Source organism: Treponema primitia ZAS-2 (assembly GCF_000214375.1).
In the GTDB taxonomy this organism is placed as follows: Bacteria; Spirochaetota; Spirochaetia; order Treponematales; family Breznakiellaceae; genus Termitinema; species Termitinema primitia.
Window position 1 is genome coordinate 1,840,367 of sequence record NC_015578.1, and the last position, 24,919, is coordinate 1,865,285.

The following is a 24,919-nucleotide window of genomic DNA, read 5'->3' on the forward strand; positions in this document are numbered from 1 at the left end:
TAAATATTTTAGCGCTGCCCATAATTTTTTTCTATCCATTTAAGATATTCACCACTCAGTATGTTTTTTACCCAAGCATCATTAGTCATATACCAGTTTACAGTTTTATTCAAGCCTTCTTCAAAACTGACATCCTGTTTCCACCCAAGATCCCGCTTAATCTTGGAACAATCAATCGCATAACGCCGGTCATGTCCGGGCCGATCTTTTACATAGGTGATTTTTTCTCTGACTTTTACAGGATTTAATTTTGCTTTTTCCGATACCAGATCAATTAATACCTGTAGCAATTTAATATTTTCCCACTCATTTTCACCGCCAATATTATACTTTTCTCCGGTTAAACCATTCTTCATGATAGTCCAGACAGCTTTATTGTGATCCTCGACATATACCCAATCACGAATATTTTTTCCATCTCCATATACAGGCAAAGGCTTTCCTTCCAGTATGTTGAGTATCATAAGGGGAATCAATTTTTCAGGGAATTGATATGGACCATAATTATTGGAACAGTTTGACAAGGTAAGCGGCAGGCCGTAGGTATGGGCATAGGCCATGACAAGATGATCGCTTGCAGCTTTGCTGGCAGAGTAGGGTGACCGGGGATCATAGGGGGTAGTCTCGGTAAAATAACCAGTTTCTCCCAGGGAACCATAAACTTCGTCGGTGCTGATGTGATGAAACAATACATCCTGCCGAAACCCGCCTTCGGGTGTTTTCCAAACATTACGGACAGCATCCAATAAGGTAAAGGTTCCCATCACATTGGTTTTTATAAATGCCTCAGGTCCAAGGATGGATCGATCTACATGGCTTTCTGCAGCAAAATGTACAACCGTATCGATATTATATTTTTTTAAGATTGATTCTACGAATGTCCTGTCGCAGATATCTCCCCGTTCAAAAATATAACGTCCCCCGCCAAATTGTTTCTCAATTTCTTCAAGGCTTGAGATATTTCCTGCATAAGTTAGGAGGTCCAGGTTAATTATACGACCTGTAAAATCAATATTTTGTTCGAGCAAAAAATTGATAAAATTACAACCAATAAATCCTGCGCCACCGGATACCAGAATATTTTTTAGTTTTCGCATATTGTCAAAAATTTCCCCAAACTTGTGTTCCATTCAGGAATTGTTATTCCCAAAGCCGACTTTATCTTACCCTTATCCAGAACCGAATATGATGGCCGGGTTACTTTTGCAGGAAAATCTGCACTGGTGCAGGGTTTTATTTCGCAGTCCTTTGTCAGGATACCCAGTTTCCGGCCTTGAACATAAATTTCCCGGGCAAATTCAAACCAGGTGATATCTCCCTCATTGGTAAAATGATACACTCCAAAGGGCAGCGTTTTGCCGCTGTCTACGGCTATTATCAAATCCGTTATGGTATTAGAGAGATCATTTGCCCAGGTAGGGCTTCCCCGCTGGTCATTGACAACAGAAACCGTACCTCTATCTTTCATGAGGCGAAGCATGGTATGAACAAAATTGTTCCCATATTTCCCGTAAAGCCATGCGGTACGGATAATATAAGATGCTATATTATTTTCAAAAACTTTTGTTTCACCATCGCGTTTGGTAAGGCCGTATATACCGATAGGGTCAGTAGGGTCATCTTCCCGGTAGGGTAGGGTCCCTTTTCCGTTAAAAACATAGTCAGTGGAGATATGCAGCAATTTTGCTCCAATATTTTCTGCGGTCTTAGCGACATTCGCTGGGCCATCGGTATTGAGCCGCCTGCAAAGATCGAAATCGTCTTCAGCCTTATCAACCGCCGTATAGGCCGCACAATTGATGATCCAGGTAAAGGGCGTTTTATCCGCATGCTGCACTACAAAAGAAGAAAGGGAAGCGGGATCAGTAATATCAGTATCCCTGTCTGTACCGATATAGGCTAAACCCCGATGTTCAAAGACAAGGGAAAGCTCTTTTCCCAGCATCCCCCTATTCCCGATTAACCAAATCATAGAAACCTCGGTAATTTTTTATCTTTTTCAGACAGAAGATAGTCCATTCCCAAGTCTGGCCAAGAAATGCCAATCCCAGGATCATCCCAGATGATTCCCGCCTCATCTTCGGGATGATAAAATTCGGTACACTTATAGGCAAAAACTGCAGTATCGCTCAATACTAAAAAACCGTGGGCAAAACCAGGTGAAACATAGAATTGATTTTGTTTTTCGCTATCCAAAACTACCCCATGCCATTCACCCCTGGTTGGAGAGCCTGGCCTAATATCTACCGCAACATCAAAGACTTCGCCTTCAATTACCCGGACTAATTTTCCCTGGGGATACTGTTTTTGAAAGTGTAGTCCCCTAAGAACTCCCTTAAACGACCGGGACTGATTATCCTGTACAAAATTCATAGTTAACCCTGCTTCCCGAAAATCCTTCTGGGAATAGCTTTCAAAGAAGTAACCACGGCTATCTCCAAATACTTTAGGCTGTATTTCATATAAGCCTCCAATAGGGCAGGGGGTAACTGTAATTGACATTAAAGATTCTCCGCAATATATGTTAAGTAAACACCATATTCAGTTTTATAAACAGTAGCAAGTTTCAGTAGTGCATCTTTGGAAATCCATTTATTGTTATAAGCAATTTCTTCAATACAGGATACATACATACCTTGCCGCTTCTGGATAGTCTCTATAAAGTTCGAAGCCTCAAGCAACCCATCATAGGTCCCCGTATCCAGCCAAGCCATCCCCCGGCCAAGAACATCAACAGACAAACGGTGTTGTTCAAGATAAGCGTTATTCACCGCAGTAATTTCTATTTCCCCACGGGCAGATGGTTTAATATTTTTGGCAATATTCACAATATCATTATCATAAAAATATAAACCTGGAACAGCATAATGGGATTTTGGGTTAGGGGGTTTTTCTTCAATGGAAATCGCTTTTCCCTGACCGTCAAATTCAACTACCCCATAGGCGGTAGGATCTTTTACATAATATCCAAATATGGCGCCGCCACCGGATTTTTCCACTTTTAATGCAGCGTTAGAAAGAGTACCGCTGAATCCCCGGCCATAAAAGACATTGTCACCCAAAACCAGAGCACAGGTATCATTGCCTATGAAATCGGCGCCCAGGATAAAGGCATCCGCTAATCCACGAGGACTTTCCTGGACCTTGTATTCAAAACGCATACCAAGCCATTCTCCGGTCCCAAAGAGTTCTTTAAAAAAAGGCAAATCCCTGGGTGTGGAAATAATTAACACTTCCCGAATTCCTGCAAGCATTAAAACCGAAAGAGGATAGTAAATCATCGGCTTATCGTAGAGCGGGAGAATTTGTTTTGAAACGGCTTTTGTTATTGGGTACAGCCGTGTACCGGCGCCTCCTGCGAGTATAATTCCTTTCATAGGCTATTTATTCCTTTAAATCTTTACATATTTTAATAAAAGTTTGAATATCAAAAAAATATTTTTCTACTAATTGTAATTTATCTTCGGGGAAGTCCCACCATTTTATATCAAGTAATTCCTGTATTGTTAATTCATCAAACCTGTATTTAAGTATTTTTATTGGGCATCCTACTGCTATTGCATAGGGAGGAATATCTTTTGAAACAACAGCTCCAGCGCCAATCACTGCACCATCATGAATAATTACCCCATCAAGTACTGTAACATTTGCACCAATAAAAACATCATTACCTATAATTATTCTTTTACGTTCAATTATCTTATTGTATTGAGAAAGAGAAATTATATTAGTTAATTGTGTTGAATAAAACATTGGTGATGTACTAATACCAGCAGTGGGATGAATGCCCCATCCACAAAGAAAATTTGGGCCTATAGAACAATATTTTCCTATTGTAGTTTTACTAATATTAGAATTTTTTTGAATATATGTATATGCCCCAACTTCGACATCATCTGATATTAAATACGGATAGAAATATTTAATATTCCTCTGTTTATCAAAAAATGGTTCTCGTGAACTTATGGCAACCTTAAGTTCGGGGAATAAAAACAAAATGCATTTAATTCTTATTTTTTTTAATATTAGCATTATTTTTTTAAATACTGTTAAGTCTTTATTTTTAAATATATTTAAAACTCTTTTAAATAATTTGTCAAAATAATTCTCTATAAAAAATCCATATTTAGATATTTTTCGAACTAATTTATAATCAACTTTGATAGTTGTTGGATGTCTTATAATATTTAAGTCAAACTTTTTTTGATTAAAAAGCTTTGAATTATTATCAAAAGTATGAGTTGCATCCTGATTAAAACCCATATTTGAAATTAAATTCTTTTTTGGACTTATATATAAACCATTATTATTAAATATTGTATATATCCATTGGTAATCCCATGTATCAATTTCATGAGTGCCCATTTTTTTAAAAATATTCAACCAATATAATTGATCATATTTATTTTTAAATATAGTATTTATTTTTTTATCTCGAATAAAATCATTGAACCCTATTATATCAAAACTGTATTGTTTCCATGCCCTTTTCCAAGTGGCCCAACCCCAGCAATATTGTATTCTGGTAAAAAAATAATCAAACCTGCTATTTATGGATACAAGGGGATTATGACCCGAAATTTGGTATATCCTTTCATCGTTTTTATATTTTTCAAGTAACTCTTCACAGAAAGGGAAGAAACTCAATGAAGGGACGCAATCATCTTCAAGAATAATTCCTTGTTCAACATTATCAAAAAGCCATGTAATTGCACTTGATACAGCCCTGCCGCAACCAAAATTTTTATCTCTAAATAATGTTTTTACATCACATTGCCAATTAACATTATCTAAAACCCATTGCCTAACTTCAGCACAAAGTAATTTCTCGCCTTCAACAGTATGACGTGGTCCATCTGCGGCAACATATAAAAACCTTGGCTTTATTTGTTGTAAGACTGAGAAAACTTGCTTTGTAGTTTCGAGACGTTTAAAAATGATAAATAATATTGGGGTGTTAAACATAAATAGCCATTAATGCTCTTGATAATAAAACAAATTAAAATTAACTATAACCAAACTAGTTTTCCAATTTTATTCAACTCTCGACTTTTTTTTATTTTTCTATATAATTTTATATCAGCATAAATATTCAATATTTCTAATAGTTTTAATCTAACTATAGATTTCAAATATTTTTTAATAATATTCTTTTTATAAGATTGCATTATTTCATCATTTAAAATATTTGAATGTACGACTTTGTTCCAAATATCAGATTGCTGATGTATAAAATTCTTTGTAAACCCTGTTCTACCATCAGTATTATGACATATGGTTGTTTTTGTTGTTATATATGATTTGAATCCATGAAATATTAATCTTTGACTGTAGTTAATATCCTCGCCATAATGAAAAAATATATTTGTATCAAAACCACCAACTGTTTCAATGCATCTACGGCTTATTAACCAGGCAGCTGCATTAACAAATTTTATTTCATAGTAGTTTTTCAAATTATTAAAATATAGATCTGAAATAATTTCATATGAACAATGTTCCCTAATAAAATTTGCAAAACTAGGTTCTAAGTATGCACTTGTACCATTTAAATGAATAGGAGAAAGAATGCCAGCATTAGGAAGAGATGGAAATAAATCTATTAACTCTTTTATAGTGTTGGATTTAACTTGAGCATCCTGATTTAAAAGAAATACATATTCCGTGCCTTTATCCAATGCATATTTTATACCTATGTTATTAGCCTTTGCAAAACCAAGGTTCTGACCAGTTTCAATCACTTCAACCAAAGGATATTCTTTTCGAATTATATTAAGGGTACCATCTGTAGATCCATTATCAACGACCAAAATATTAGGAACAACGGAAGAATTGATTAAACTTTCAAAACAGGTTTTGACCCATTTTATTCCATTAAATGTTACAACAATTGCATATATATTCATTCATATACCTAAAGATTGTTCTTAAAAAAGACTAATAATACTTTTTTTAATTTTTTAATTTTTTTAATTAAAAAATCATTCGCATTATAATAAAATTCATTTCTATCTATTATTTTATCTTCATAACGCTTATATATTTTTTTCACTTTTTTGTCTTTACATATAAAAAAATAGGGGTATTGTGCCCCATTAATCCCAGTTCCATGTTGGTCGCTGTCTATTTTAAAAAATAATATATTCTTATCGTCTTTTATATAGTTATACTGCTCAATATCATCTTTACATTTAATAGGAAAAAAGTATAATATTAATACATGACTATTTTTTAATATTTCTCTGAGATTATAATATTTAGATTTAAAAGCTTTATTCTTATATTTATCTAGTAAAGGATATATGTTGACAATAGGCCATAAATTATATTGGCCTGATACATTTATTATTCTATATGCATTCAGTAATATTCCAATTAATACTGCTGCGTACCCGCCTGCAGAACTGCCAGCTACTATTACTTTAAAGTTTTCGGTTTCTTTTTTTAAATATTCTACCACTTTATCTATGCAATTTAATTTTGAATTTATTCCTGTTACATACCATTGTTTATATATATCTCGAATAAATATTATTTTTGAAAAATTTCTTCTTATTAATTTATTTTTTGCAATATGTTCCCATTCATATCTATCTTGTTTTCTGATTTTATTTGTATATTCTTCATTTGTATTTGGATAATATAAGCCATTACCAGAACAAAGTAACAAACACTTATATGAATGATTGTTTAAATTAATGATTTTGATATTATCAGCCTGATAATCTTCTGCTAATAATTTATTATCATCTGTTAATGTGAATAGCATTAAAGCATACTCTATTTCATTCTAATTTTTATGGATGTTTTTTACAGCTCTAATATATTATTATAAACAGTTATTTTTTCTCTATATTTTTTTTATGAAATCGTAGGGAAATATATGAAGAGAATTAAATTTAAGAAAATTAATTATTTTAGAATCATATTATTTATCAATTTTTAAATATCTAATAATTTTTTGTCTAAACTTATAGTTCCTATATTGAGATTTAATAGATTTTTTTATTTCGAATAACAACATTATTAGGTAATATTTTCTTTAGTAATAGTATGATAATTTTAGTTACATGCATATTAAATTACTCATTTTTAATAATATCATCAATTATGTCAATAGTTAAAGGTGTATATATTAATTTAATATCTTTTTCAGTAAATTTATCAAATAATTCACATATATTAATTCCCAGCAATTTTTCGCATATAGATTTGTCAAATCTATATTTAATTATTTTTGCAGGATTTCCACAAACTATAGCATAAGGTGGAACGTCCTTTGTAACAACTGAACCTGCTCCTACAATAGCTCCTTGACCAATACTTACACCAGAACATATTGTGGCATTTATTCCAATCCATACATCGTCATTAACTATAATATCCCCCTTAGATAGTGCTTCTCTATAATATCCAAAAAGACGAACCTTAAAAGGAAATGTTGAAATATTGTTATTCTGATGTTCGGCTCCAAGTAAAAAAATAACGTCATGTGCTATAGAACAATAATTACCTATTTTTAATATTGTATTATCATTGCTCGAATCGAATACATTTAACTCTCCATAGGTTTTTTTCCCAACATGAACTTTTTCAAATCTGAATGGATTTTTAGCGACAGTTCCATTATGATTATTTAGCAATCTCCATTTTTCAGAAAAAGATATATTTTTTCTTTTAAATTTCTTTAATATATAACTAACATATCTATATAATATTTTAACTATTTTATTTCTGTTCGTAATTTCAATGTAAAATGTTTTAAAAATAATAATAATTTTGTCTGAATATTTCATATTATTATTTAAATTCAAAAATGTTTTACAATATTTATATCCAATAAAAATAAAATCAATTGGTTTTATTTTTTTAAATTTTATTGAATAATGTGAAATAACATTATTATCATTCATACAATAATAATAATAATATGTAGAAAATATAAATCCACATCGAAAAAGATTTTCAATTATCTTATAACGTTCTTTATATTTTAAAGATGATTTTGAAGCATGCATAATATAAATAGAATATTCTTGCAATCTTTGTTTTGGAAACCACCACATCGAATTATCTGAATATGTATAAGTCTTATTAATATTTAAATCAATTAATGCTTTCATGTTCAGTAGGGGCAATTTGAATATTAGGGCATCACCTTTCTCTGCCAATTCGGCAATAATAATATCTTGAAAGAAAGCAAATTTTTTAGGATAAGTAGATATATTATTACTAAAAAATGCAGAATTTATATATTTTTTTGTTTTAAAAAAATATCCACTAGGGTGCTTTGATAAATAGCCTAAATGAAATGTAGCATCAAAACCACCGTAATGGTATTCTATTTCATTAGTATCATCTTTATCAATATCTAATTTACAATAACCAAAATCAACTGACGGGTTTGTTTTTAATGTATAAATAAAACTTTGCATATATTCAGCTTCTATCCAATCTTTATCAAGGCAAATCATGGAATAAATACCACGGGCATAAGTTGCAACTTTAATAATATTTAGATTTCCACCAATATTTTCATTATTTGAATACACTCTCAATCGAGAATCGTTGATTTTTTTTAAACGTATTATTGTGTTATCTGTTGAACAATTATCAAGAATTACAATTTCTAGTTCTTGAATATTTAATTTTAAAATATTTAATACCAACTTTTCAAGCTCATCTATTCTGTTATATGTTGGTATACATATACTTAAAAATGGGGTATATTCAATTGAAAATTGTTCGTCATTTGGTGATTTTCGCAGATATGTATTAATATTTGCGTTTTTTTCATTTAAATCCATAATCATTCTTTCTACAATTTTTTCAGATTAAAATAGATAATTTTAATAAAAGATTGAATATTTAACTAATATTATAGCATGTCTGATTTTAGAAATATTATTAGAGTCTATTAAGGTATTCTTGCAATGAATTTTGATTAAGTACAATTTTTTTATAATAAAGCGGAGGATTCATAACCTCATTGATTCTATATGGTTTAAATCCCCATTTTAATATACCAACTCCGTCATATTTCTTTTCGATAATTGCCCCAAGATCCCGTAATTTTATAATTGTCCCACTTAATGATATAGTTTTATTATCAAAAAAAACATGCGATACAATATTTGTTGAAATAAATGTAGTAATATCCCTAACGTAAGCTAAATCAAGTATTTGCTCTCCCTGGGTTAATTCAAGGATTTCTTTTTTTTGACATGCTGTGATAAGAAGATCCATTACTTTTTTCCGTGTATCTTCATTCCCATAAGTATCACATAATTCAATGGTTTTTGATTGAATCCCTTGGGATTCGTAATAGATTAAAATGTCTTTAAATGCTTCTTTTGTAGCAGCATACAAATTAGCTGGAAAATAGGGTTTATTCCCTATATGCTGCCAACGAGTTCCAATGTTTAGAATATACTTAATATTGTTATTTTTCATTGCTTCCAGAACATGAGTTCCAAATGAAATATTTGAAGTAATTAAATCGTCTATATCTTCATCTCTATGATTATTTATATATAATGTGGCTAAATGTATTACAATATCAGGTGAAAATATTTTCATTGCTGAGTTTATTGTATTGTCTTTATTTAATTGATATATTTGTATTTTATTAAGATATCGAGTTAGATTTTTTAAATCTGTTTTATCTCTTTTTAAAATCGCAATAACATTTTTATTTTCAAGTAAAGAAACAATTAAGTGAGATCCGATAAATCCTGTGGCCCCAGTAATTAGTATCTTCATAGTTAAAATACCTTGTCAAAATCTTTGAAATTAGAAAATACTTTATCTCTATCAGAAATAATAGGGTCTTGAATATTCCAATTGAATCCAAAAGAATCATATTTAATGCCAAAGTCATGTTCTTTCGAATAACAAGTTGTTTGAGCATAATGCACTATTGTGTTATTCTCAAGGGAAGCGAATCCGTGGGCTATGCCTTTAGGAATGTATAAATAATCAGCATCGTTACCGGAAAGAGTATAGCTGAAATATTCACCAAAAGTTTTTGAAGTTTGTCTTAAATCAAGACATACATCTACTATTTTTCCGGTAATAACATATATCATTTTTACATGATCCATTGGCGGTACTTGAAAATGCATCCCTCGTATCACATCTTTTTTATTTATAGAATAATACAATTCGGAAAAATTACTTTCAAGTGATAGAGATTTAAAATCAGTTTCAGTAAAAACTTTTTTGAAGCTTCCACGCGAATCATAAAATATTTGATTTGTTAAAATATATAACCCCGGCAATGAAGTTGTTTGTTTATTTATCAAGCTGCACCTCTCTTGTAGCTTTAATTTTTAGTATCCGTTCTTATTAAAAATATATTTAACGTCAAATACTGTAATTTCTAACGAAATATTGCTATTTTAATTGTTTCTATTAAAATGTCAATTATTACATCATCCATCCCGGGATACACGCCGATCCAAAAAGTATCGTTCATTATATGATCGGTGTTATTAAGATTGCCAACAATCCGGTAGCCGTTTCCGGAATTACGCATTTCATCAAAACATGGATGCTTAACCAGGTTTCCTGCGAAAAGCATTCGTGTTTGAATGTTTTTATTTTCAATATGTTGAACCAGATTGTTTCTATTCACTCCATCTTTGCATGTAAGTAAAAACCCAAACCAGCTTGGATTTGAATTAGGCGCTGCTTCCGGAAGAATAAGCTTGTCCTGCAAATTTATAAGCCCCTCATACAGCCGTTGCCAATTATACCGGCGCTTCTCAACAAATGACGGGAATTTCTCAAGCTGAGCGCAACCGATGGCTGCCTGCATATCGGTAGCCTTGAGGTTATACCCAAAGTGACTGTACACATATTTATGATCATACCCTTGAGGGAGTTCTCCGTATTGTTTATTAAATCGGTGACCGCAAAGATTGTCCCGCCCGGAAGGACAAACACAGTCTCGACCCCAATCCCGCAAAGAACGAATAATCTTGTTCAATAAAGGATTCGATGTGTATACCGCCCCACCTTCACCCATAGTCATATGGTGAGGCGGGTAAAAACTTGAGGTACCAATATCCCCAATGGTCCCGGTTAACCGATCTTCACCGTTTAGTTTGTAGATCGTTCCCAGAGCATCGCAGTTATCTTCTACCAGCCACAAATTATGGGCATCGCAAAAATCTTTTACTGCTTTAAGGTCAAATGGGTTCCCCAAGGTATGGGCCAACATTACCGCTTTGGTTTTGGCTGATAATGCCTTTTCCATTAATGAAACATCAATGTTATATTGAGGGATAGTCACATCCACAAATACTGGAATGGCGCCATATTGGATGATTGGGGTCACTGTAGTCGGAAATCCCGCTGCAACAGTTATTACTTCATCTCCCCGCTGTATTGCACGTTCTTTCAGGAGAGGGGAGCTTAGGGCCATAAAAGCTAATAAATTAGCGGAAGAACCGGAGTTAACAAGGGAACAGAAAGGAACCTTGAGAAATTCGGACAGTTGCCTTTCAAACTGTTCCGTATACCGTCCGGAGGTAAGCCAGAACTCAAGGGCACTGTCCACGAGGTTCATCATTTCATGTTCATCAAAAACTCTGGAAGCGTAGGGGATACGGTCCCCATCTTTGTATGGAGATTTTTGCATAAATAATTGATAATAGGCTTTTACACTGTCAAGAATCGATTGGGTAGCAGATTCTTTGGTCATCCCTTCAAACATCAAAGTAACCTCTTATTTGTTGATCAATACAATTCCGGCGTTTTTCATCGTTACCACACTGGGTAAATTCAACAATTTTTTCCACCGCAGTATTTATAGGCCATTTTAATTTCCAACCCAATGTGGCCTTTGCTTTTGAGCAGTCAAGCTTAAGGTAATTTGCCTCGTGAGGGCCTCCATCATTTTCAGCATCCCAAGATGCACCCAGTCCCCAAACAGCACAAAACAAGTCCGCAAGCTGCCCAGTAGTAACACAGCTTTCATCGTCAGGACCAAAGTTATAGGCGCCCTCTAATGACTTTTCGTGAAATTGCTTTTCTGCCAGAAGCAGATACCCTGAAAGACATTCCAAAACATGCTGGTAAGGCCGGATAGAATGAGGATTCCGAAGAACTATTTGTTTTTCCGTTTGTACAGCCCGAATACAGTCGGGGATAATCCGGTCAATGGCATAATCGCCGCCACCGATTACATTCCCGGAACGGGCGCTTGAAATCGCAGATGTGCTGTTATCGCCAAAAAATGAATTCCGATAACTTGCAGTTATTAGCTCGCTGCATGATTTACTATTAGAATAGGGGTCATACCCGCAGAGGGTTTCTGATTCCCGGTATCCCCATAACCATTCCTTATTTTCATAGACCTTATCGGTCGTTACATTAACAAAAGAGCGGATATTGGGGGTCAATCGCAAGGCTTCAAGGATATTCACTGTCCCCATCACATTTGTTTCATAGGTGGCTGCTGGTTCACGGTAGGATACTCTGACGATGGGTTGGGCAGCCAAATGCAGGAGTATGTCCGGCTTGGCTTTCCGTACTGCCTTAATTAACATATCCCGGTTCCGGATATCACCGGTAATAGAATGGATATCGGCAGCAGTTTTAGTCTGCATAAAAAGTGATGGGTTAGTAAGCGGTTCCAGGGCATAGCCAGTTATATCCGCACCGGCATAGAGTAGTGTGCGACAAAGCCAAGTTCCTTTGAATCCCGTATGGCCGGTTAGAAAAACTTTTTTATCCTTATAAAATTCAATGTTCATTACTGTTTTAACCAGAGTGCCCAAGGCGCTTTTCCGGTGGTCCAAAGTGATGTTAGATCATTTTTATCTTTAAGGGTATCCATGGATCTCCAAAACCCATTATGTTTAAAGGCGTTTAATTGTCCTTCAGTTGCAAGCCGTTCCAAGGGTGTTTTTTCCAAGACAGTCATATCGCCTTCTGTTAAGTAATCAAATATAGCAGATTCCATTACAAAGAAACCGCCATTAATCCAAGAACCATCACCAATAGGTTTTTCCTGAAAAGAAGAAATAAGACCTTCAGTATTAAAAGATAGAGCGCCAAATCTTCCGGCAGGACGCACAGATGTAAGGGTTACATATTTACCTGTGTTTTTATGATTTTCAATCAATTCTTTAATATTTACATCACTGACACCATCGCCATAGGTTAGCATAAATCGTTCATTACCTATGAATTTTCGCGCCCGTAAAATTCTACCGCCAGTCATCGTGTCTGGTCCGGTATAGAGCATGGTAACTTTCCAAGGCTCATTCCGATGATTATGAATTTCAACGCTGTTATTTTCCATATCGACTGTAATATCAGAATACCTGGTGTAATAGTTTATAAAATAATCTTTGATAAAATGGGATAGATATCCGGTAAGCACTACAAATTCAGTAAAACCCCAGTAGGCATAAGTTTTCATAATATGCCAAAGTATGGGTTTTCCACCAATTTCTACCATAGGCTTAGGACGTAAACTGGTTTCTTCAGAAAGCCTAGTACCAAATCCACCAGCCAATATAACTACTTTCATATCATCCCTTTAGCATATAATGAAATTGATTAAGTTCTATATTACCTGAATCATCATTTATATTATAAATCTTATTTTTACCTATAAAATTTGCCCACATAGAAAAAGTACTTGGTGGTCCTATCAAAAAATCACACTTGGACATTAAATATTGATCGATAAACCATTCATTATTTGAAATATAAGTATTATCATTTTCTTTAAACGTTGTAAGCTCATTGGAAAATATTATAAAAATACATTCTTGATGCAAATATTTTTTTATTTCATTTCTAAGATTATTCATATACTTTGCATATACGTTATCATCAAAATACCACTTACCATCATTAAATATTTTATAATCACCTCTCCTAATATGAACACCAACAACTATTTGATTAGACTTAATCTGGTTTATCCTTTTTAATAATTCATTGTTTTCATAATAATTTCTCTTTAGTGTATATTTATTAATAAAGACATCCTTGAATTTTTTAACCAATGCCGGTACATGAAAATACCAACCCCCGACATATACGTTTTTATAAGAGTGTATATAGGCTAAAAGTACATCTATATTATTTGCATCTTCATAATCAAACATTATAACATTCTTCAAAATTTTTGCGTTGATTAACATATCGCGCAATCTATTACTTAATATAGAATTGCCCCCCGGTTGTGACGATGTACATGGTGATACATAATACTTACATATATCCTGAAATGTTGGATTAGAATACGATATTCCATATTCCATACAAAAACACTCAAAGTTAAGATTTTGAAATAATCTATTGCCATAATCGCCGTAACTTTTATATAAAATAAGCATATTAACGATTAATTATTTCCAGGTAATGATGGGAGCTAACACACCTGGTCTTGCGCTATACCAATAAGGAGAATCACTCAACCCACCTTTTATCACTAAGCTTATTTCAGGAGCATTTAAAATTGGCTCAGTTATCCAGAAACGAAAATGCAAGCTACTGATCAACTCTAGTCTATACTCACCTTCGTTAAACAAATGTTTGGGGATTGCACTTCTTATTTTACAAATGCCAGATTTTAAATTAGGCCATTTTTCTTGTTCGGTATCCGTTTGATAAGACCAATAAAGTATTACTCCATCACTATTGTAAATGGCATAACCGATACAAAGTGCGTTGTCTTGTTCTTTTATTTCACCGGTAATATTTACCCAACATTCATGATTGCTTTCAATGTTTCTGTTGATAATGTTATCATTTGCATCTGTTAAATAAAAAGCTAAAGGTTTAAACCATGGGTTATCAAATTCATTCCCGCTATTATACCATTCAAATTTTTTTTCATTGTCATCATTACCCAAATATTTTTTTGTCACCTGCTTTATATAATCGGAATTAAAAACGACTTTCCCATTTTCTAAAATAATCCCGCTATTACACAGTTGTTCCACTGCCCCCATATTATGACTCACAAAAAGCACTGTCCGTCCCTGACCGGTGCTCAAGTCCTGCATCTTACCTATGGCTTTATTCTGGAACTCTGCATCTCCTACCGCTAATACCTCATCAGCTATCAGTATATCACTATCAAGATGGGCGGCTACTGCAAAGGCTAATCGAACATACATCCCACTGGAATAGCGTTTTACAGGCGTGTCAATATGGTTTTCAATACCACTAAAGGCGATAATCTCATCAAGTTTTTGATCAATACGGCGTTTTTTCATACCAAGAATTGCACCATTAAGGTATATGTTTTCACGACCAGTTAATTCCCCATGGAAGCCAGTACCTACTTCCAGAAGACTAGCAACTTTGCCCTTGATTTTTATACTGCCTTCGGTAGGGGAGGTAATACGGGACAGGAGTTTGAGTAGGGTGCTCTTTCCTGCGCCGTTCTTCCCTATTATACCAATCCGATCTCCTTGTTTTATCTCCAGGCTTATGTCCTTGAGTGCCCAAAAGTAATTTTCCGTATTAGCGTATTTGTTTTCGCCTATTTTAGAGTGGGGATCATTTTTTCCCTGTTTTAAAGCTATCCAAGTTTGTATATCTCTAAACAGAGTACCATTATTAATTACCCCAAGGCGGTATTTTTTGGAGATGTGTTCTATACGTATAGCTATATCAGACATTTAAGATTCCGTTATTGACATTGTTCATTTTTATCGCAATAATATTTATTCTTTATTTTTCGGAGAAAAGTTGCACGCTAGTTTCTGTGCGTATTTATATCTTAAATAAATACTTAAAATGAGTATTTTAAAGATGTTGTTATATAAACATTATATCTGTGTGAAGATGAAAGGAATGAAATTGACTTGGATAACGGATTATGTTCGTCACGAAAAACAAGTGAGCTGGAAATGGACATATTATGATTAATATAATATAACCCTGAAATACCAATATCAAGAAATGCTCTTATATTCCCCAAAGGAATTCCTTCGGCGTTACCGTATGTTCGTGATTCAATAAAATAACTATGATCCAGATCTGGATTTCTTCTTTGAAGAAAAATATTTCCATATCCTTTAGGATAATATAATTTAAAACCTAAATATTGGCTATTTCCACCCGTACCAATACCAGCCCCTAACCATTGACCTTGATTAGTATGTCCCTGAGTGATAATATGATGTGCATAAAAAGTTGAATACCAATTAATTAATCTATCATAATCTTGGGAGCATTCCAAATTTGTAATTTCAAGTAAAATTTCCCCTTTTAGAGTATTCGTAATAGGTACTGATTTTTTTATTCCAACTGTATATCCTTCTGTATGAAAGGGATAGCGTAAAAAATGATCAAAATTCGGACTAAAATCATTTTTTCCCCATTCAAAGAAAATATCAAGCCCTGCAATTGGTAAAATATAATCGATAATCACTGATGCCCTTTGATCATTTTCATCGTATCCTGCATCGATTTCCATGAACGGCCACAATATAGTAGTTATTGCCTCATAGTTCATGGCATTCCATTTGGAAAGCATAATTCGATTAAAGCCAATAGAGAGTCCGGATAGGAAAGGAACGCCATAAGCTATACTGAACCCGGTGATCAGGTTATGATCGTTGGAACTGTCGTTATCAAACCAATTTGACTCTGAAAGGTATCCCATCCAGGCTCGAGTTTCTATGTCACCGAGGTACCAGTTGAGCTTTGGAATAACCATACGTTGTTTCCGCAGCCCTATATCTAACTTGGGATAGGAAGCAGCATTGTTTGAATGGATGATCGGATTAAGTCGCGCCGGACCCAGCCATATCGCCTGGGTTCCGAATCCTATGGTCAGGGTTTTCCAGGTGTAGCGAACTTCGCTGTCACCCCAATCGTAGATGAAAAACGGATCATCCCCAAAACGCTGGGGGGCGTCAATGCTGGGTACACCGTAATACCCATATTTAGCGGCTTTGTCTTTATAGTTATCACCTGTATAAGCAGGTGACATATACTCAAACCCAGCGTTCTGGGAAAAGGCTAGTTGGGGCTTGAAGGTCAGCTCAACACCATAGGCTTCAAGCCGGGCGCCTCCTGTGAAGCTGCCGTTGTAACCTTTACCCTGCCAGAGGGCACCGTCGTTCTGACCGTAAGGAGTGGCGGTATTGTAGGAGTTAAACAACTCCGGGCCGAATATTTTGAGGGTAATTTTGTCGGTTAAATTTCGCCTGGTTCCTAGATTGTTATTCTTCCAAGGGTGGTCGGCTTCTTTGTCAATGATCCAGGACGAATCGGACAGGGTCCTAAAGTTAAGATAAGGGCGTTCGCTTAAACCCTGTAGAGCCAGGAAGTCGTAGTATTGTTCGGTATCCGAGACCAAAGCTTCCTGGGCAGTTACCAAAACTGTGGTAAGTATAAATAATACTATCAGGGTTTTATGATTTAACAGGTTCAATTTATACCACATCAATAAAATTTTGCTCATTCTGGTTAAACAAAACAAGTCCCAGGAAAAGCATAGCTACCGTTATTCCCAGGCTGGTCAGTATCATGGCGGAAGAAACGGAACCGGCGCCATAAAACCAAATCCGGAACAGTTCAATGGGGGCGCTAACGGGGTTTACAAAGTTGACCCAGCTAAAGCGGCTGGGGATCGATGACATGGGGTAGACTACCGGGGTAGCATACATTGCAAGCCCCAGGGCGAAGGTCACCAGCTGCTTGAGATCACGGTATTTTGTTGTAAGGGAGGAGATAATGATACCCACGCCCATACCTAAAGCTGCAAGCCAGGCAAAAATGAGGGGAAAGGCGAATATCCAGAGGGAACCCCTGATAGGTGCGCCTGAGATGATATAATATACATAGAATACCATGAGCAGCAAAAATTGTATGAATATTTTTGTTACGTTACTGAACACATTGCTGATGGGTACGGTAAGTCGAGGGAAGTACACCTTACCGAAAAGGTTAGCATTGTTAATGAAGAGGTTGGAAGCATCTGAAAAGCATCCGGCAAAAAAGGTCCAGAGCATAGTTCCTGAATAATAAAAGAGCAAAAATGGGACGCCGTTGGTACCTATATTGGCGAGATTGCCGAAGACAAAAGAGTACATGATGGTAGAAAACAGGGGCTGAATGACGAGCCACAGGGGACCCAGGATGGTCTGTTTGTATTGGAGTACAAAATCGCGTTTCACAAAGAGGTAGACCAGATCCCGATAACGGATTACATCCCGTAACTGTAAATCCAGGAGTTTCCGTTTGGGTTTAATTGTTAAAGTCCAGTTTTCATCAGCCATTATAATATCCGTTAAACCATTCCGCAAAGGCCTTGAGCCCTGCGTTAATATCTGTGCGAGGTTCCCAATCCAGGTCCCGCCGGGTATCTTCAATGTCCGCTTCGGTGGCGGCTACATCGCCTTCCTGCATAGGAAGGTAGCGCTTCACCGCTTTTGTGCCTAAGGCAGTTTCCAGGGTTTCAATAAAATTTTTAAGCTTTTCCGGTCGGTTATTCCCCAGGTTGTACAGCCGGAAGGGGGCGGAGGATTCCGCCGGTCCGCTTTTCAGGGGATCAAACCCGGGAGCGGGGGAGGGGAGGCGCTCCGAAGCTTTCAGAACCCCATCGGTAATATCGTCGATATAGGTAAAGTCCCGCAACATTTCCCCATTATTGTATACATCTATGGGTTCACCTTTACTGATGGCCAGGGAAAACTTATAGTAGGCCATGTCGGGGCGGCCCCAGGGTCCATACACCGTAAAAAACCTCAGCCCCGTAACAGGGATGTTGAAGAGGTGGGCGTAGGTATGGGCCATAAGTTCGTTGGACCGTTTGGTGGCGGCATAGAGGCTTACCGGGTGATCCACCTGATCTTGTACTGAAAAGGGCCGCTTGCTGTTCATGCCATACACGGATGAACTGGAAGCATACACCAGATGGGGTACCGCTAATGATCTACAGAGCTCAAGAATGTTCAGGAAACCTGCGATATTGCTGGTGATATAGGCATCGGGATTTTGAATGCTGTAGCGGACCCCGGCTTGGGCTGCCAAGTGGATGATCCGGTCAATAAAGCCGCATTCCTGAATATAATTGTTAACAAGCGAAGCGAGAGCTTCCTTATCCTCAAGTTTCAACTGGACAAATTTGAAGAGTTGAAAACTATGGCTTCCCAAGGGAACGCCGTAATCCACATCACCGGCAACTATCCCCAGTTCCTTCAAACGGTCATGCTTAAGGAAAACCGGATAGTAATCGTTTAACGAATCAATACCCAGCACCTGATGGCCCTGTTCCAGCAGTTTTTTTGTTACATAAAATCCGATAAACCCGGCAGCGCCGGTAACGATATAATTCACTATGCCCTTATTTTCCTATTCCAAAATACTTAAGCCCGGCATCTTCGATCTCTTCCCGTTTATACACGTTCCGCAGATCAAAAAAACAGGGGACGGCAAGCAGTTCCTTCACCTTACGAAGATCAAGGTTTCTGAGCTGATTCCATTCGGTGAGCAGGGCAAGGACAGTAGAATCCTGAATAGCGTCATATTCGTCTTTTGCAAAATATACGGAGTCTTTGATTGATTCCAAGCGCCAGAGCGCTTCTTTCATGGCAGCGGGGTCCCAGGCCCGTAGCTTTGCTCCTCGCTGTACAAGCCCTTCGCAGATGGCGATGGCCGGGGATTCCCGCATATCATCGGTGTTGGGCTTAAAGGCCAGGCCCAATATGGCGATGGTTTTCCCTTTCAGGGAACCGCTTCCGCCCAGGCCGGTTTCAATCTTATCAACCATGCGGAGTTTCTGCCGTTCATTAGCCGCTATGGTGGTTTCTACCAAAGAGAGGGGTTCTCCGTAATCCCGGCCTATCCTGGCCAGGGCCTGGGTGTCTTTGGGGAAACAAGAGCCACCGTAGCCGGGTCCGGGGTGGAGAAATTTTCCACCTATACGGCCGTCCCGGCCTACTGCCTTGGCCACGTCCTGCACATTCGCCCCGGCCTTTTCGCAGAGGTTGGCTATCTCGTTAATAAAAGTAATTTTTAGGGCTAGAAAAGCGTTGGAGGCGTATTTGATCATCTCAGCCGATTCAAGGTTGGTTTCAATACAGGGGGTTTCATTCAGGTAGAGGGCGCGATACACCTCTTTCATGACCTTCCGGGCTTTTTCACTGTCACTGCCTATGACTACCCGGTCAGGGTGGGTAAAGTCCAGGACCGCCGAACCTTCCCGGAGGAATTCGGGGTTGGATACTACATCGAAGGGGATCGCCGAGCCCCGTTTGGCAAGCTCCTCGGCGATCCATTTGGTAACCAGCCGGCCGGTTCCCAGGGGAACGGTACTCTTGTCCACCACCACCGTATAAGATTCCATGGCCCGGCCTATTTCCCGGGCTGCTGCTTCAACATAACTGAGGTCAGCGCTTCCGTCATCCGCCGGCGGGGTGCCCACGGCGATAAAGACTACGTTGTTTTCTTTAACAGCAGCATTAAGATCCGTGGTAAACTTCAGCCGACCATCACGGGTGTTGCGCTCCACCACGGTGTCCAGTCCTGGTTCATAGATGGGGATGATGCCCTTTTTGAGAGATTCTATCTTAGCAGGGTTATTATCCACGCAAGTTACATGGTTACCGAAGTCCGCAAGGCAGGCCCCTGAAACAGAGCCTACATAGCCGGTGCCGATTACTGCAATATTTACCATTTTTTATTTCAAGCTCCCCATATAATTTTCCAGAACTTTAACAAATCTGGCCATTTCCTCCGGCCTGATGTCTCCGATATCGGCAATACGGAAGGTATTTGCATCAGAGAGTTTCCCCGGATAAATGGTAAAGCCATGGGTCCGGGCAAGATCGTGGAGGGCTTCAAAATTGTAGGCAGGGGAGGGCGGGTCAATGATGGCGGTGATAAGCTTTGACTGGGCCTCTGGGGGTACTAGCATCTTAAGCCCCATCTTTTTAACCCCCGCAAGGAGCTCCTCCCAGCATGCGGAGTAACGGGCATAACGTTTTTCTATGGTTTCCAGTTTTATTTCAATGATGGCCTGGCGCAGGGCATAGAGGGTCTGTACCGGCGGGGTAAAGCGGGTCTGTCTAGTCTTTTGAAAGTACTGATACTGATCCCATAGGTTAAGGTAATAGTTCCGCATGGGATAATCTTTTAGCTTTTCAAGGGCTTCTTTTCTGCAGAACACAAAGGCTACGCCGGCCATGCCCTGGATATTCTTATTTGATGTGGAGGCCATAAAGTCTATGTGATCGGTATCCATATCAATGGGGATGGCGGCAAAGGCGCTGACAGCATCTATGATGGTAGTAATATTGTGCTCATGGCAAAAGTGGCAGAGTTCCGGCACGGGGTTTAAAAGCCCCGTGGTTGTTTCATGGTAAACCATGGCGAAGTGGGTGAATTTTCCGTTGATGAGCTTGGCCTTAAGCGCTTCTATGTCCAGGGGGAGAAAACCGCTGCTCTTGAATACTTCAAAGTTGAGTTCGTAGACCCCGGCTATTTTTGCAAACCGTGCGCCGTAAGCGCCGTTATCAACGATAAGCAGTTTTCCTGAGTCAGGTATACAGGAAGAGATCATCACCTCATCTGCGGCTGTGCCGGACCCGCCAAAAAGTACCGTTTCTACATGCCCGGGCTTGCCGGCCATGAGAGAAAGTTCCCGGCCTATCCATTCCATCACATCACCGAATTCACTTTCTCTGGGACAGATGTCCGGGCATACCTGGGCATATTTTACGCTGTCACTGGTGGTTGCAGGTCCCGGGTTAAGCAGTACTTCTCTCCGTATGGCCCGGAGGCTCTCGGCTTCTTTAATCCGCGGGTAGATAAGCTTCGCCATGGCCAGGTGGTTCTCGTCGTCCACTTCCCGCCATAGGTAATATTCGAGCTTCCGGATAAATATTCTGTTGGCATCTCCGGACTGTGAGACTGCGGCCATGGCGGTCTCGTATTCCATCTTAGGTTCATCCGCCAGATGAGCCTTCATATAAGCCGCCATCTTATCCAGGGTATCCCTGGTAAGCCTGGTGATGCCCACCAATTCTCCTGCCAGATCACCGATGAGAGCGCGGTTCTTTGAATGTTTTTTAAAGTTCCCGGCGGTGTCCGCTTCCAGATATACTTCATCACCGGACTGGGTAGGTCCTGAAGCGAGGAGTACATTGGGATGGGGTTCATTGATCAGAACCGAAAGCCCCGCAGCATCGTAGATAAGGTCCGACTCCAGAAGGAGGAAGTCCCCCTTGACCCCGGGAACGCAGCAAGCCAGGGTGCCCATACTGCCGGTTTCCGCGTAGTGTTCGTTTTTAAAGAGGGTAATGCAGGGATACTGTTCTGCCAAACGCTGATACCATTCGTCACAGTGGCCTGTACCGATGATCACTTCCTCTATACCTGCGGCAAAGAGTTTTTGTACCGACCATTCTACCATGGGTAGATCGCCGATCCCAATAAAACCTTTAGGCATAGTTACTGTTTTATCCTTAAGCCTGGTACCAAGGCCGCCGGCCATTATCACTGCTTGTCTAATCATTCAGGATCCCCATTAGAACTTTTTTATTTTCCTGCGGGCTTGAAGCGGGCCGGCCCAGGTCCTTCCGGGCGCCTTTGCGGACTCTGATTTCGATAAGAACCGGACCATGTCTTTTTTGCCCCAGGACAGCGCGCAGTTCTTCTGCGCTTTTTACGGTACAAGATTCCCGGTAGCCGCAGGCCCGGGCTATGCTCGGTATATCAATTTTAAGACCCAGAGTAGGTTGACCACCCACAGAATCATGGGCGCCGTTATTCAGAATGATGTGCCGGAAATGTTCCGGTTTCCGGTTCCCGATGGCTGCCAAGGCGCCCATGTGCATGAGCAGGGCGCCATCGCCGTCCAGGACTGTAATGGGCTGATTTGGTTTTTGCAGAGCCGCACCCAGGGCTATCTGGGACGCGTGGCCCATGGAACCCACGGTGAGAAAATCCCTGCCATGTCCCTGGCCCAGGCGTTCCCGGATTTCATAAAGTTCCCGGGACGCCATGCCGGTGGTGGAAAAATAAATTTCCTCCGGATCTGAAGCGCGGATTACTTCTTCTATCGCCGCTTCCCGGGTTAACTCACCTTCATCAGCTTCTTTTTTAACTAAGGTATAGGGTGCAAAAGTATCCTTGCGGATCACCAGTGCGTGGGGGGTATTTTTTTCTTTGATTGAGGCAAAACATTGATCGATCTGTTGACGGAATTCCCCTTCATTCTGGGAAAGGATGAAATAGGGTATGCCCATGGCTTCCAGAAGGGAAAGGGTGACTTTGCCCTGTTTTAGGTGCTGAGGTTCATCCTTTACCCCGGGTTCTCCCCGCCAGCCGATAAGGAGAAGCATAGGTATTCTGTACACATCGGCGTCTGCCAGGGAAAGCAGGGGATTGATGGCATTGCCGATGCCGGAATTCTGCATATATACCAGGGGGATCTTCCCCGAGGCGATATGATAGCCTGAGGCAAGGGCAAGGGCGGCGCCTTCGTTTACTGCAATAATATGACTGTTGTATCCAGCGTGATCCGTAATGTAGGCGCAAAAACTCTTTAAGAGTGAATCAGGAACCCCGGTAAAAAAACCAGTTCCCTTTTCACTGAGGATGTCGTAGAATAACTGTGCTTCTATCATAAACTTACTTTGTTCCGGGAATTAGTTCCAGGATTTCCTTGATGGACATACAGAGGGAATCCGCTTCCAGGGACCGCTCATTTTCCAGGATAACCCTGGCGGTCTTAAGCATTGCAGGGTAGGAAGAACGGAGCATGTGGTTGGCGTAGATGATGATCTTGGCCCCCCAGGCGACAAGTTCCTTTTCGGTGAATTGGTTATAGGTGGTGGGCACTAAAACGATGGGCACATGGCTGTAACCGGAATGAAATTTTTCACAGAACTCTTTAATATCCCCCCCGGACTTTTCTTTGCTGTGGATCATGATACCATCGGCGCCTGCTTTAACATAGGCTTCGGCCCGCTCCAGGGCATGGGAAACCGGAAACCCTGCAATGAGGCTTTCCAGCCGGGCAATGATCATAAAGTCCCGGGTTACCTGGGCCCGCTTTCCGGCGCTTATCTTTTCTGAAAACTCCGGGATGGAAGCGAGTTCCTGGTTTACCTCAGTACCGAAGAGGGAATTCTTTTTTAACCCGACCTTGTCTTCAATAATTACTGCGGATACTCCATTTCGTTCCAGGGTACGCACGGTAAATACAAAGTGCTCGCTTTTCCCGCCGGTGTCACCGTCATAGATGATGGGCTTGGTGGTACATTCCAGAACATTGGTGAGATCCTGGAGACGGGTGGTTAGGTCTACAGCCTCAATGTCGGGCTTTCCCTTGCTAGTAGAATCGGTGAGGCTTGATGACCACATGCCATCAAAGCTGTGAACCCCGTCATCCTTACCGATTTCCAGGTTTTCGATGATCAACCCCGAAAGGCCCGAGTGGGCTTCCATGATCCGCACCACAGGCTTTACCTCAATGAGCCGGCGCAAAGCCCTGAGCCTGATGTCCGGTGTAGTGCCGATGGAATGCTGGGCTTCGTTCATGGCGGTGGAGTTGATCCCCTTGGTGTAAGGTACTTCTATGACCGTGCCGCCCTGTTCCGCCATAAGCGCATACACATCATCCCGGATTTTACTCAAGGGACCACTTTTCCAATCATCCCCATGGATGATAAAATCGGGCCGGTATTTTTTAAGGTTCGGCACATAACTCCATTCTTCCTGGGGCGCCACCCGGGCAACACCTTTTATGTTTTCCACCACCGCTTTCCGTTGATCGTAGGTGAGAAAGGGGATACGTTTGTGGGATGCGATGGCAGAATCAGTGAGGAGTCCCACCATAACTTCACCGTATTTTTCAGCTTCCTGAATAATATTGATGATCCCTGGGTGGATGATATCTCCGGTCATTCCTAGATAGACAGTTTTCATA

At 39.1% G+C, this 24,919-nt stretch carries 22 protein-coding genes; all 22 read right to left on the reverse strand.

What is annotated here, in order from left to right; all coding sequences use genetic code 11:
• Positions 1–8: 8 nt before the first annotated feature.
• The gene (gene rfbB, locus TREPR_RS08145; RefSeq protein ID WP_015707819.1) at positions 9–1,130 is read right to left on the reverse strand and encodes a dTDP-glucose 4,6-dehydratase; all 1,122 of its coding nucleotides are present in this window, start codon (positions 1,128–1,130) and stop codon (positions 9–11) included.
• Complete coding sequence (gene rfbD / locus TREPR_RS08150) at positions 1,085–1,972, reverse strand: dTDP-4-dehydrorhamnose reductase (RefSeq protein ID WP_015707820.1); 888 nt, start codon at positions 1,970–1,972, stop codon at positions 1,085–1,087. The genes rfbB and rfbD overlap by 46 nt, the downstream gene beginning before the upstream one ends.
• Positions 1,969–2,502, reverse strand: coding sequence for a dTDP-4-dehydrorhamnose 3,5-epimerase (rfbC, locus tag TREPR_RS08155; RefSeq protein ID WP_015707821.1), 534 nt, complete (start codon positions 2,500–2,502; stop codon positions 1,969–1,971). Before rfbC ends, rfbD begins: the two co-directional genes overlap by 4 nt.
• Positions 2,502–3,377, reverse strand: a complete 876-nt coding sequence (gene rfbA / locus TREPR_RS08160; RefSeq protein WP_015707822.1) for a glucose-1-phosphate thymidylyltransferase RfbA — start codon at positions 3,375–3,377, stop codon at positions 2,502–2,504. The genes rfbC and rfbA overlap by 1 nt, the downstream gene beginning before the upstream one ends.
• 7 nt (positions 3,378–3,384) lie before the next feature.
• Positions 3,385–4,965: a CatB-related O-acetyltransferase gene (locus TREPR_RS18930; RefSeq protein ID WP_015707823.1), complete on the reverse strand. Its 1,581-nt coding sequence runs from the start codon at positions 4,963–4,965 to the stop codon at positions 3,385–3,387.
• A gap of 44 nt (positions 4,966–5,009) precedes the next feature.
• Positions 5,010–5,906 carry a glycosyltransferase family 2 protein gene (locus tag TREPR_RS08170; protein WP_015707824.1) on the reverse strand — a complete coding sequence of 299 codons (897 nt, stop codon included), beginning with the start codon at positions 5,904–5,906 and terminating at the stop codon, positions 5,010–5,012.
• An 8-nt stretch (positions 5,907–5,914) separates the two neighbouring features.
• Positions 5,915–6,769: a hypothetical protein gene (locus tag TREPR_RS08175; RefSeq protein WP_015707825.1), complete on the reverse strand. Its 855-nt coding sequence runs from the start codon at positions 6,767–6,769 to the stop codon at positions 5,915–5,917.
• A 313-nt stretch (positions 6,770–7,082) separates the two neighbouring features.
• Complete coding sequence (locus tag TREPR_RS19130; protein ID WP_169313411.1) at positions 7,083–8,807, reverse strand: glycosyltransferase; 1,725 nt, start codon at positions 8,805–8,807, stop codon at positions 7,083–7,085.
• Positions 8,808–8,907: 100 nt separating this feature from the next.
• Positions 8,908–9,762, reverse strand: coding sequence for an NAD-dependent epimerase/dehydratase family protein (locus TREPR_RS08185; protein ID WP_015707827.1), 855 nt, complete (start codon positions 9,760–9,762; stop codon positions 8,908–8,910).
• A 2-nt stretch (positions 9,763–9,764) separates the two neighbouring features.
• Positions 9,765–10,304, reverse strand: coding sequence for a dTDP-4-dehydrorhamnose 3,5-epimerase family protein (locus TREPR_RS08190; protein WP_015707828.1), 540 nt, complete (start codon positions 10,302–10,304; stop codon positions 9,765–9,767).
• A gap of 77 nt (positions 10,305–10,381) precedes the next feature.
• Entirely contained in the window at positions 10,382–11,719 is a 1,338-nt protein-coding gene (gene rfbH, locus TREPR_RS08195) for a lipopolysaccharide biosynthesis protein RfbH (RefSeq protein WP_015707829.1), read from the reverse strand.
• A complete protein-coding gene (gene rfbG, locus TREPR_RS08200; RefSeq protein WP_041611086.1) occupies positions 11,712–12,761 on the reverse strand; it encodes a CDP-glucose 4,6-dehydratase in 1,050 nt (349 codons plus the stop codon). Before rfbG ends, rfbH begins: the two co-directional genes overlap by 8 nt.
• Complete coding sequence (rfbF, locus tag TREPR_RS08205; RefSeq protein WP_015707831.1) at positions 12,761–13,543, reverse strand: glucose-1-phosphate cytidylyltransferase; 783 nt, start codon at positions 13,541–13,543, stop codon at positions 12,761–12,763. Before rfbF ends, rfbG begins: the two co-directional genes overlap by 1 nt.
• 1 nt (position 13,544) lies before the next feature.
• A complete protein-coding gene (locus TREPR_RS17855) occupies positions 13,545–14,360 on the reverse strand; it encodes an alpha-1,2-fucosyltransferase (RefSeq protein WP_015707832.1) in 816 nt (271 codons plus the stop codon).
• Positions 14,361–14,372: 12 nt separating this feature from the next.
• The gene (locus TREPR_RS17860; RefSeq protein ID WP_015707833.1) at positions 14,373–15,653 is read right to left on the reverse strand and encodes an ABC transporter ATP-binding protein; all 1,281 of its coding nucleotides are present in this window, start codon (positions 15,651–15,653) and stop codon (positions 14,373–14,375) included.
• A gap of 113 nt (positions 15,654–15,766) precedes the next feature.
• Positions 15,767–17,428, reverse strand: a complete 1,662-nt coding sequence (locus TREPR_RS08220) for a capsule assembly Wzi family protein (RefSeq protein ID WP_015707834.1) — start codon at positions 17,426–17,428, stop codon at positions 15,767–15,769.
• On the reverse strand, positions 17,418–18,269 hold the full coding sequence (locus TREPR_RS08225) for an ABC transporter permease (protein WP_148257439.1): 852 nt from the start codon (positions 18,267–18,269) through the stop codon (positions 17,418–17,420). The genes TREPR_RS08220 and TREPR_RS08225 overlap by 11 nt, the downstream gene beginning before the upstream one ends.
• Positions 18,256–19,323: an NAD-dependent epimerase/dehydratase family protein gene (locus TREPR_RS08230; RefSeq protein WP_015707836.1), complete on the reverse strand. Its 1,068-nt coding sequence runs from the start codon at positions 19,321–19,323 to the stop codon at positions 18,256–18,258. Before TREPR_RS08230 ends, TREPR_RS08225 begins: the two co-directional genes overlap by 14 nt.
• A gap of 7 nt (positions 19,324–19,330) precedes the next feature.
• A complete protein-coding gene (locus TREPR_RS08235; RefSeq protein WP_015707837.1) occupies positions 19,331–20,662 on the reverse strand; it encodes a UDP-glucose dehydrogenase family protein in 1,332 nt (443 codons plus the stop codon).
• Positions 20,663–20,665: 3 nt separating this feature from the next.
• The gene (locus TREPR_RS08240; protein ID WP_041611087.1) at positions 20,666–22,501 is read right to left on the reverse strand and encodes a 2-aminoethylphosphonate aminotransferase; all 1,836 of its coding nucleotides are present in this window, start codon (positions 22,499–22,501) and stop codon (positions 20,666–20,668) included.
• Positions 22,494–23,615, reverse strand: coding sequence for a phosphonopyruvate decarboxylase (aepY, locus tag TREPR_RS08245; RefSeq protein ID WP_015707839.1), 1,122 nt, complete (start codon positions 23,613–23,615; stop codon positions 22,494–22,496). Before aepY ends, TREPR_RS08240 begins: the two co-directional genes overlap by 8 nt.
• A gap of 4 nt (positions 23,616–23,619) precedes the next feature.
• A complete protein-coding gene (aepX, locus tag TREPR_RS08250; protein WP_015707840.1) occupies positions 23,620–24,918 on the reverse strand; it encodes a phosphoenolpyruvate mutase in 1,299 nt (432 codons plus the stop codon).
• Position 24,919: the final 1 nt, after the last annotated feature.

Bases quoted from the DNA above. Each gene is read 5' to 3' on its own strand.
- rfbB (WP_015707819.1), bottom strand. From the start codon at position 1,130: ATGGAACACAAGTTTGGGGAAATTTTTGACAATATGCGAAAACTAAAA.
- rfbD (WP_015707820.1), bottom strand. From the start codon at position 1,972: ATGATTTGGTTAATCGGGAATAGGGGGATGCTGGGAAAAGAGCTTTCC.
- rfbC (WP_015707821.1), bottom strand. From the start codon at position 2,502: ATGTCAATTACAGTTACCCCCTGCCCTATTGGAGGCTTATATGAAATA.
- rfbA (WP_015707822.1), bottom strand. From the start codon at position 3,377: ATGAAAGGAATTATACTCGCAGGAGGCGCCGGTACACGGCTGTACCCA.
- TREPR_RS18930 (WP_015707823.1), bottom strand. From the start codon at position 4,965: ATGTTTAACACCCCAATATTATTTATCATTTTTAAACGTCTCGAAACT.
- TREPR_RS08170 (WP_015707824.1), bottom strand. From the start codon at position 5,906: ATGAATATATATGCAATTGTTGTAACATTTAATGGAATAAAATGGGTC.
- TREPR_RS08175 (WP_015707825.1), bottom strand. From the start codon at position 6,769: ATGCTATTCACATTAACAGATGATAATAAATTATTAGCAGAAGATTAT.
- TREPR_RS19130 (WP_169313411.1), bottom strand. From the start codon at position 8,807: ATGGATTTAAATGAAAAAAACGCAAATATTAATACATATCTGCGAAAA.
- TREPR_RS08185 (WP_015707827.1), bottom strand. From the start codon at position 9,762: ATGAAGATACTAATTACTGGGGCCACAGGATTTATCGGATCTCACTTA.
- rfbH (WP_015707829.1), bottom strand. From the start codon at position 11,719: ATGTTTGAAGGGATGACCAAAGAATCTGCTACCCAATCGATTCTTGAC.
- rfbG (WP_041611086.1), bottom strand. From the start codon at position 12,761: ATGAACATTGAATTTTATAAGGATAAAAAAGTTTTTCTAACCGGCCAT.
- rfbF (WP_015707831.1), bottom strand. From the start codon at position 13,543: ATGAAAGTAGTTATATTGGCTGGTGGATTTGGTACTAGGCTTTCTGAA.
- TREPR_RS17855 (WP_015707832.1), bottom strand. From the start codon at position 14,360: ATGCTTATTTTATATAAAAGTTACGGCGATTATGGCAATAGATTATTT.
- TREPR_RS17860 (WP_015707833.1), bottom strand. From the start codon at position 15,653: ATGTCTGATATAGCTATACGTATAGAACACATCTCCAAAAAATACCGC.
- TREPR_RS08220 (WP_015707834.1), bottom strand. From the start codon at position 17,428: ATGTGGTATAAATTGAACCTGTTAAATCATAAAACCCTGATAGTATTA.
- TREPR_RS08235 (WP_015707837.1), bottom strand. From the start codon at position 20,662: ATGGTAAATATTGCAGTAATCGGCACCGGCTATGTAGGCTCTGTTTCA.
- TREPR_RS08240 (WP_041611087.1), bottom strand. From the start codon at position 22,501: ATGATTAGACAAGCAGTGATAATGGCCGGCGGCCTTGGTACCAGGCTT.
- aepY (WP_015707839.1), bottom strand. From the start codon at position 23,615: ATGATAGAAGCACAGTTATTCTACGACATCCTCAGTGAAAAGGGAACT.
- aepX (WP_015707840.1), bottom strand. From the start codon at position 24,918: ATGAAAACTGTCTATCTAGGAATGACCGGAGATATCATCCACCCAGGG.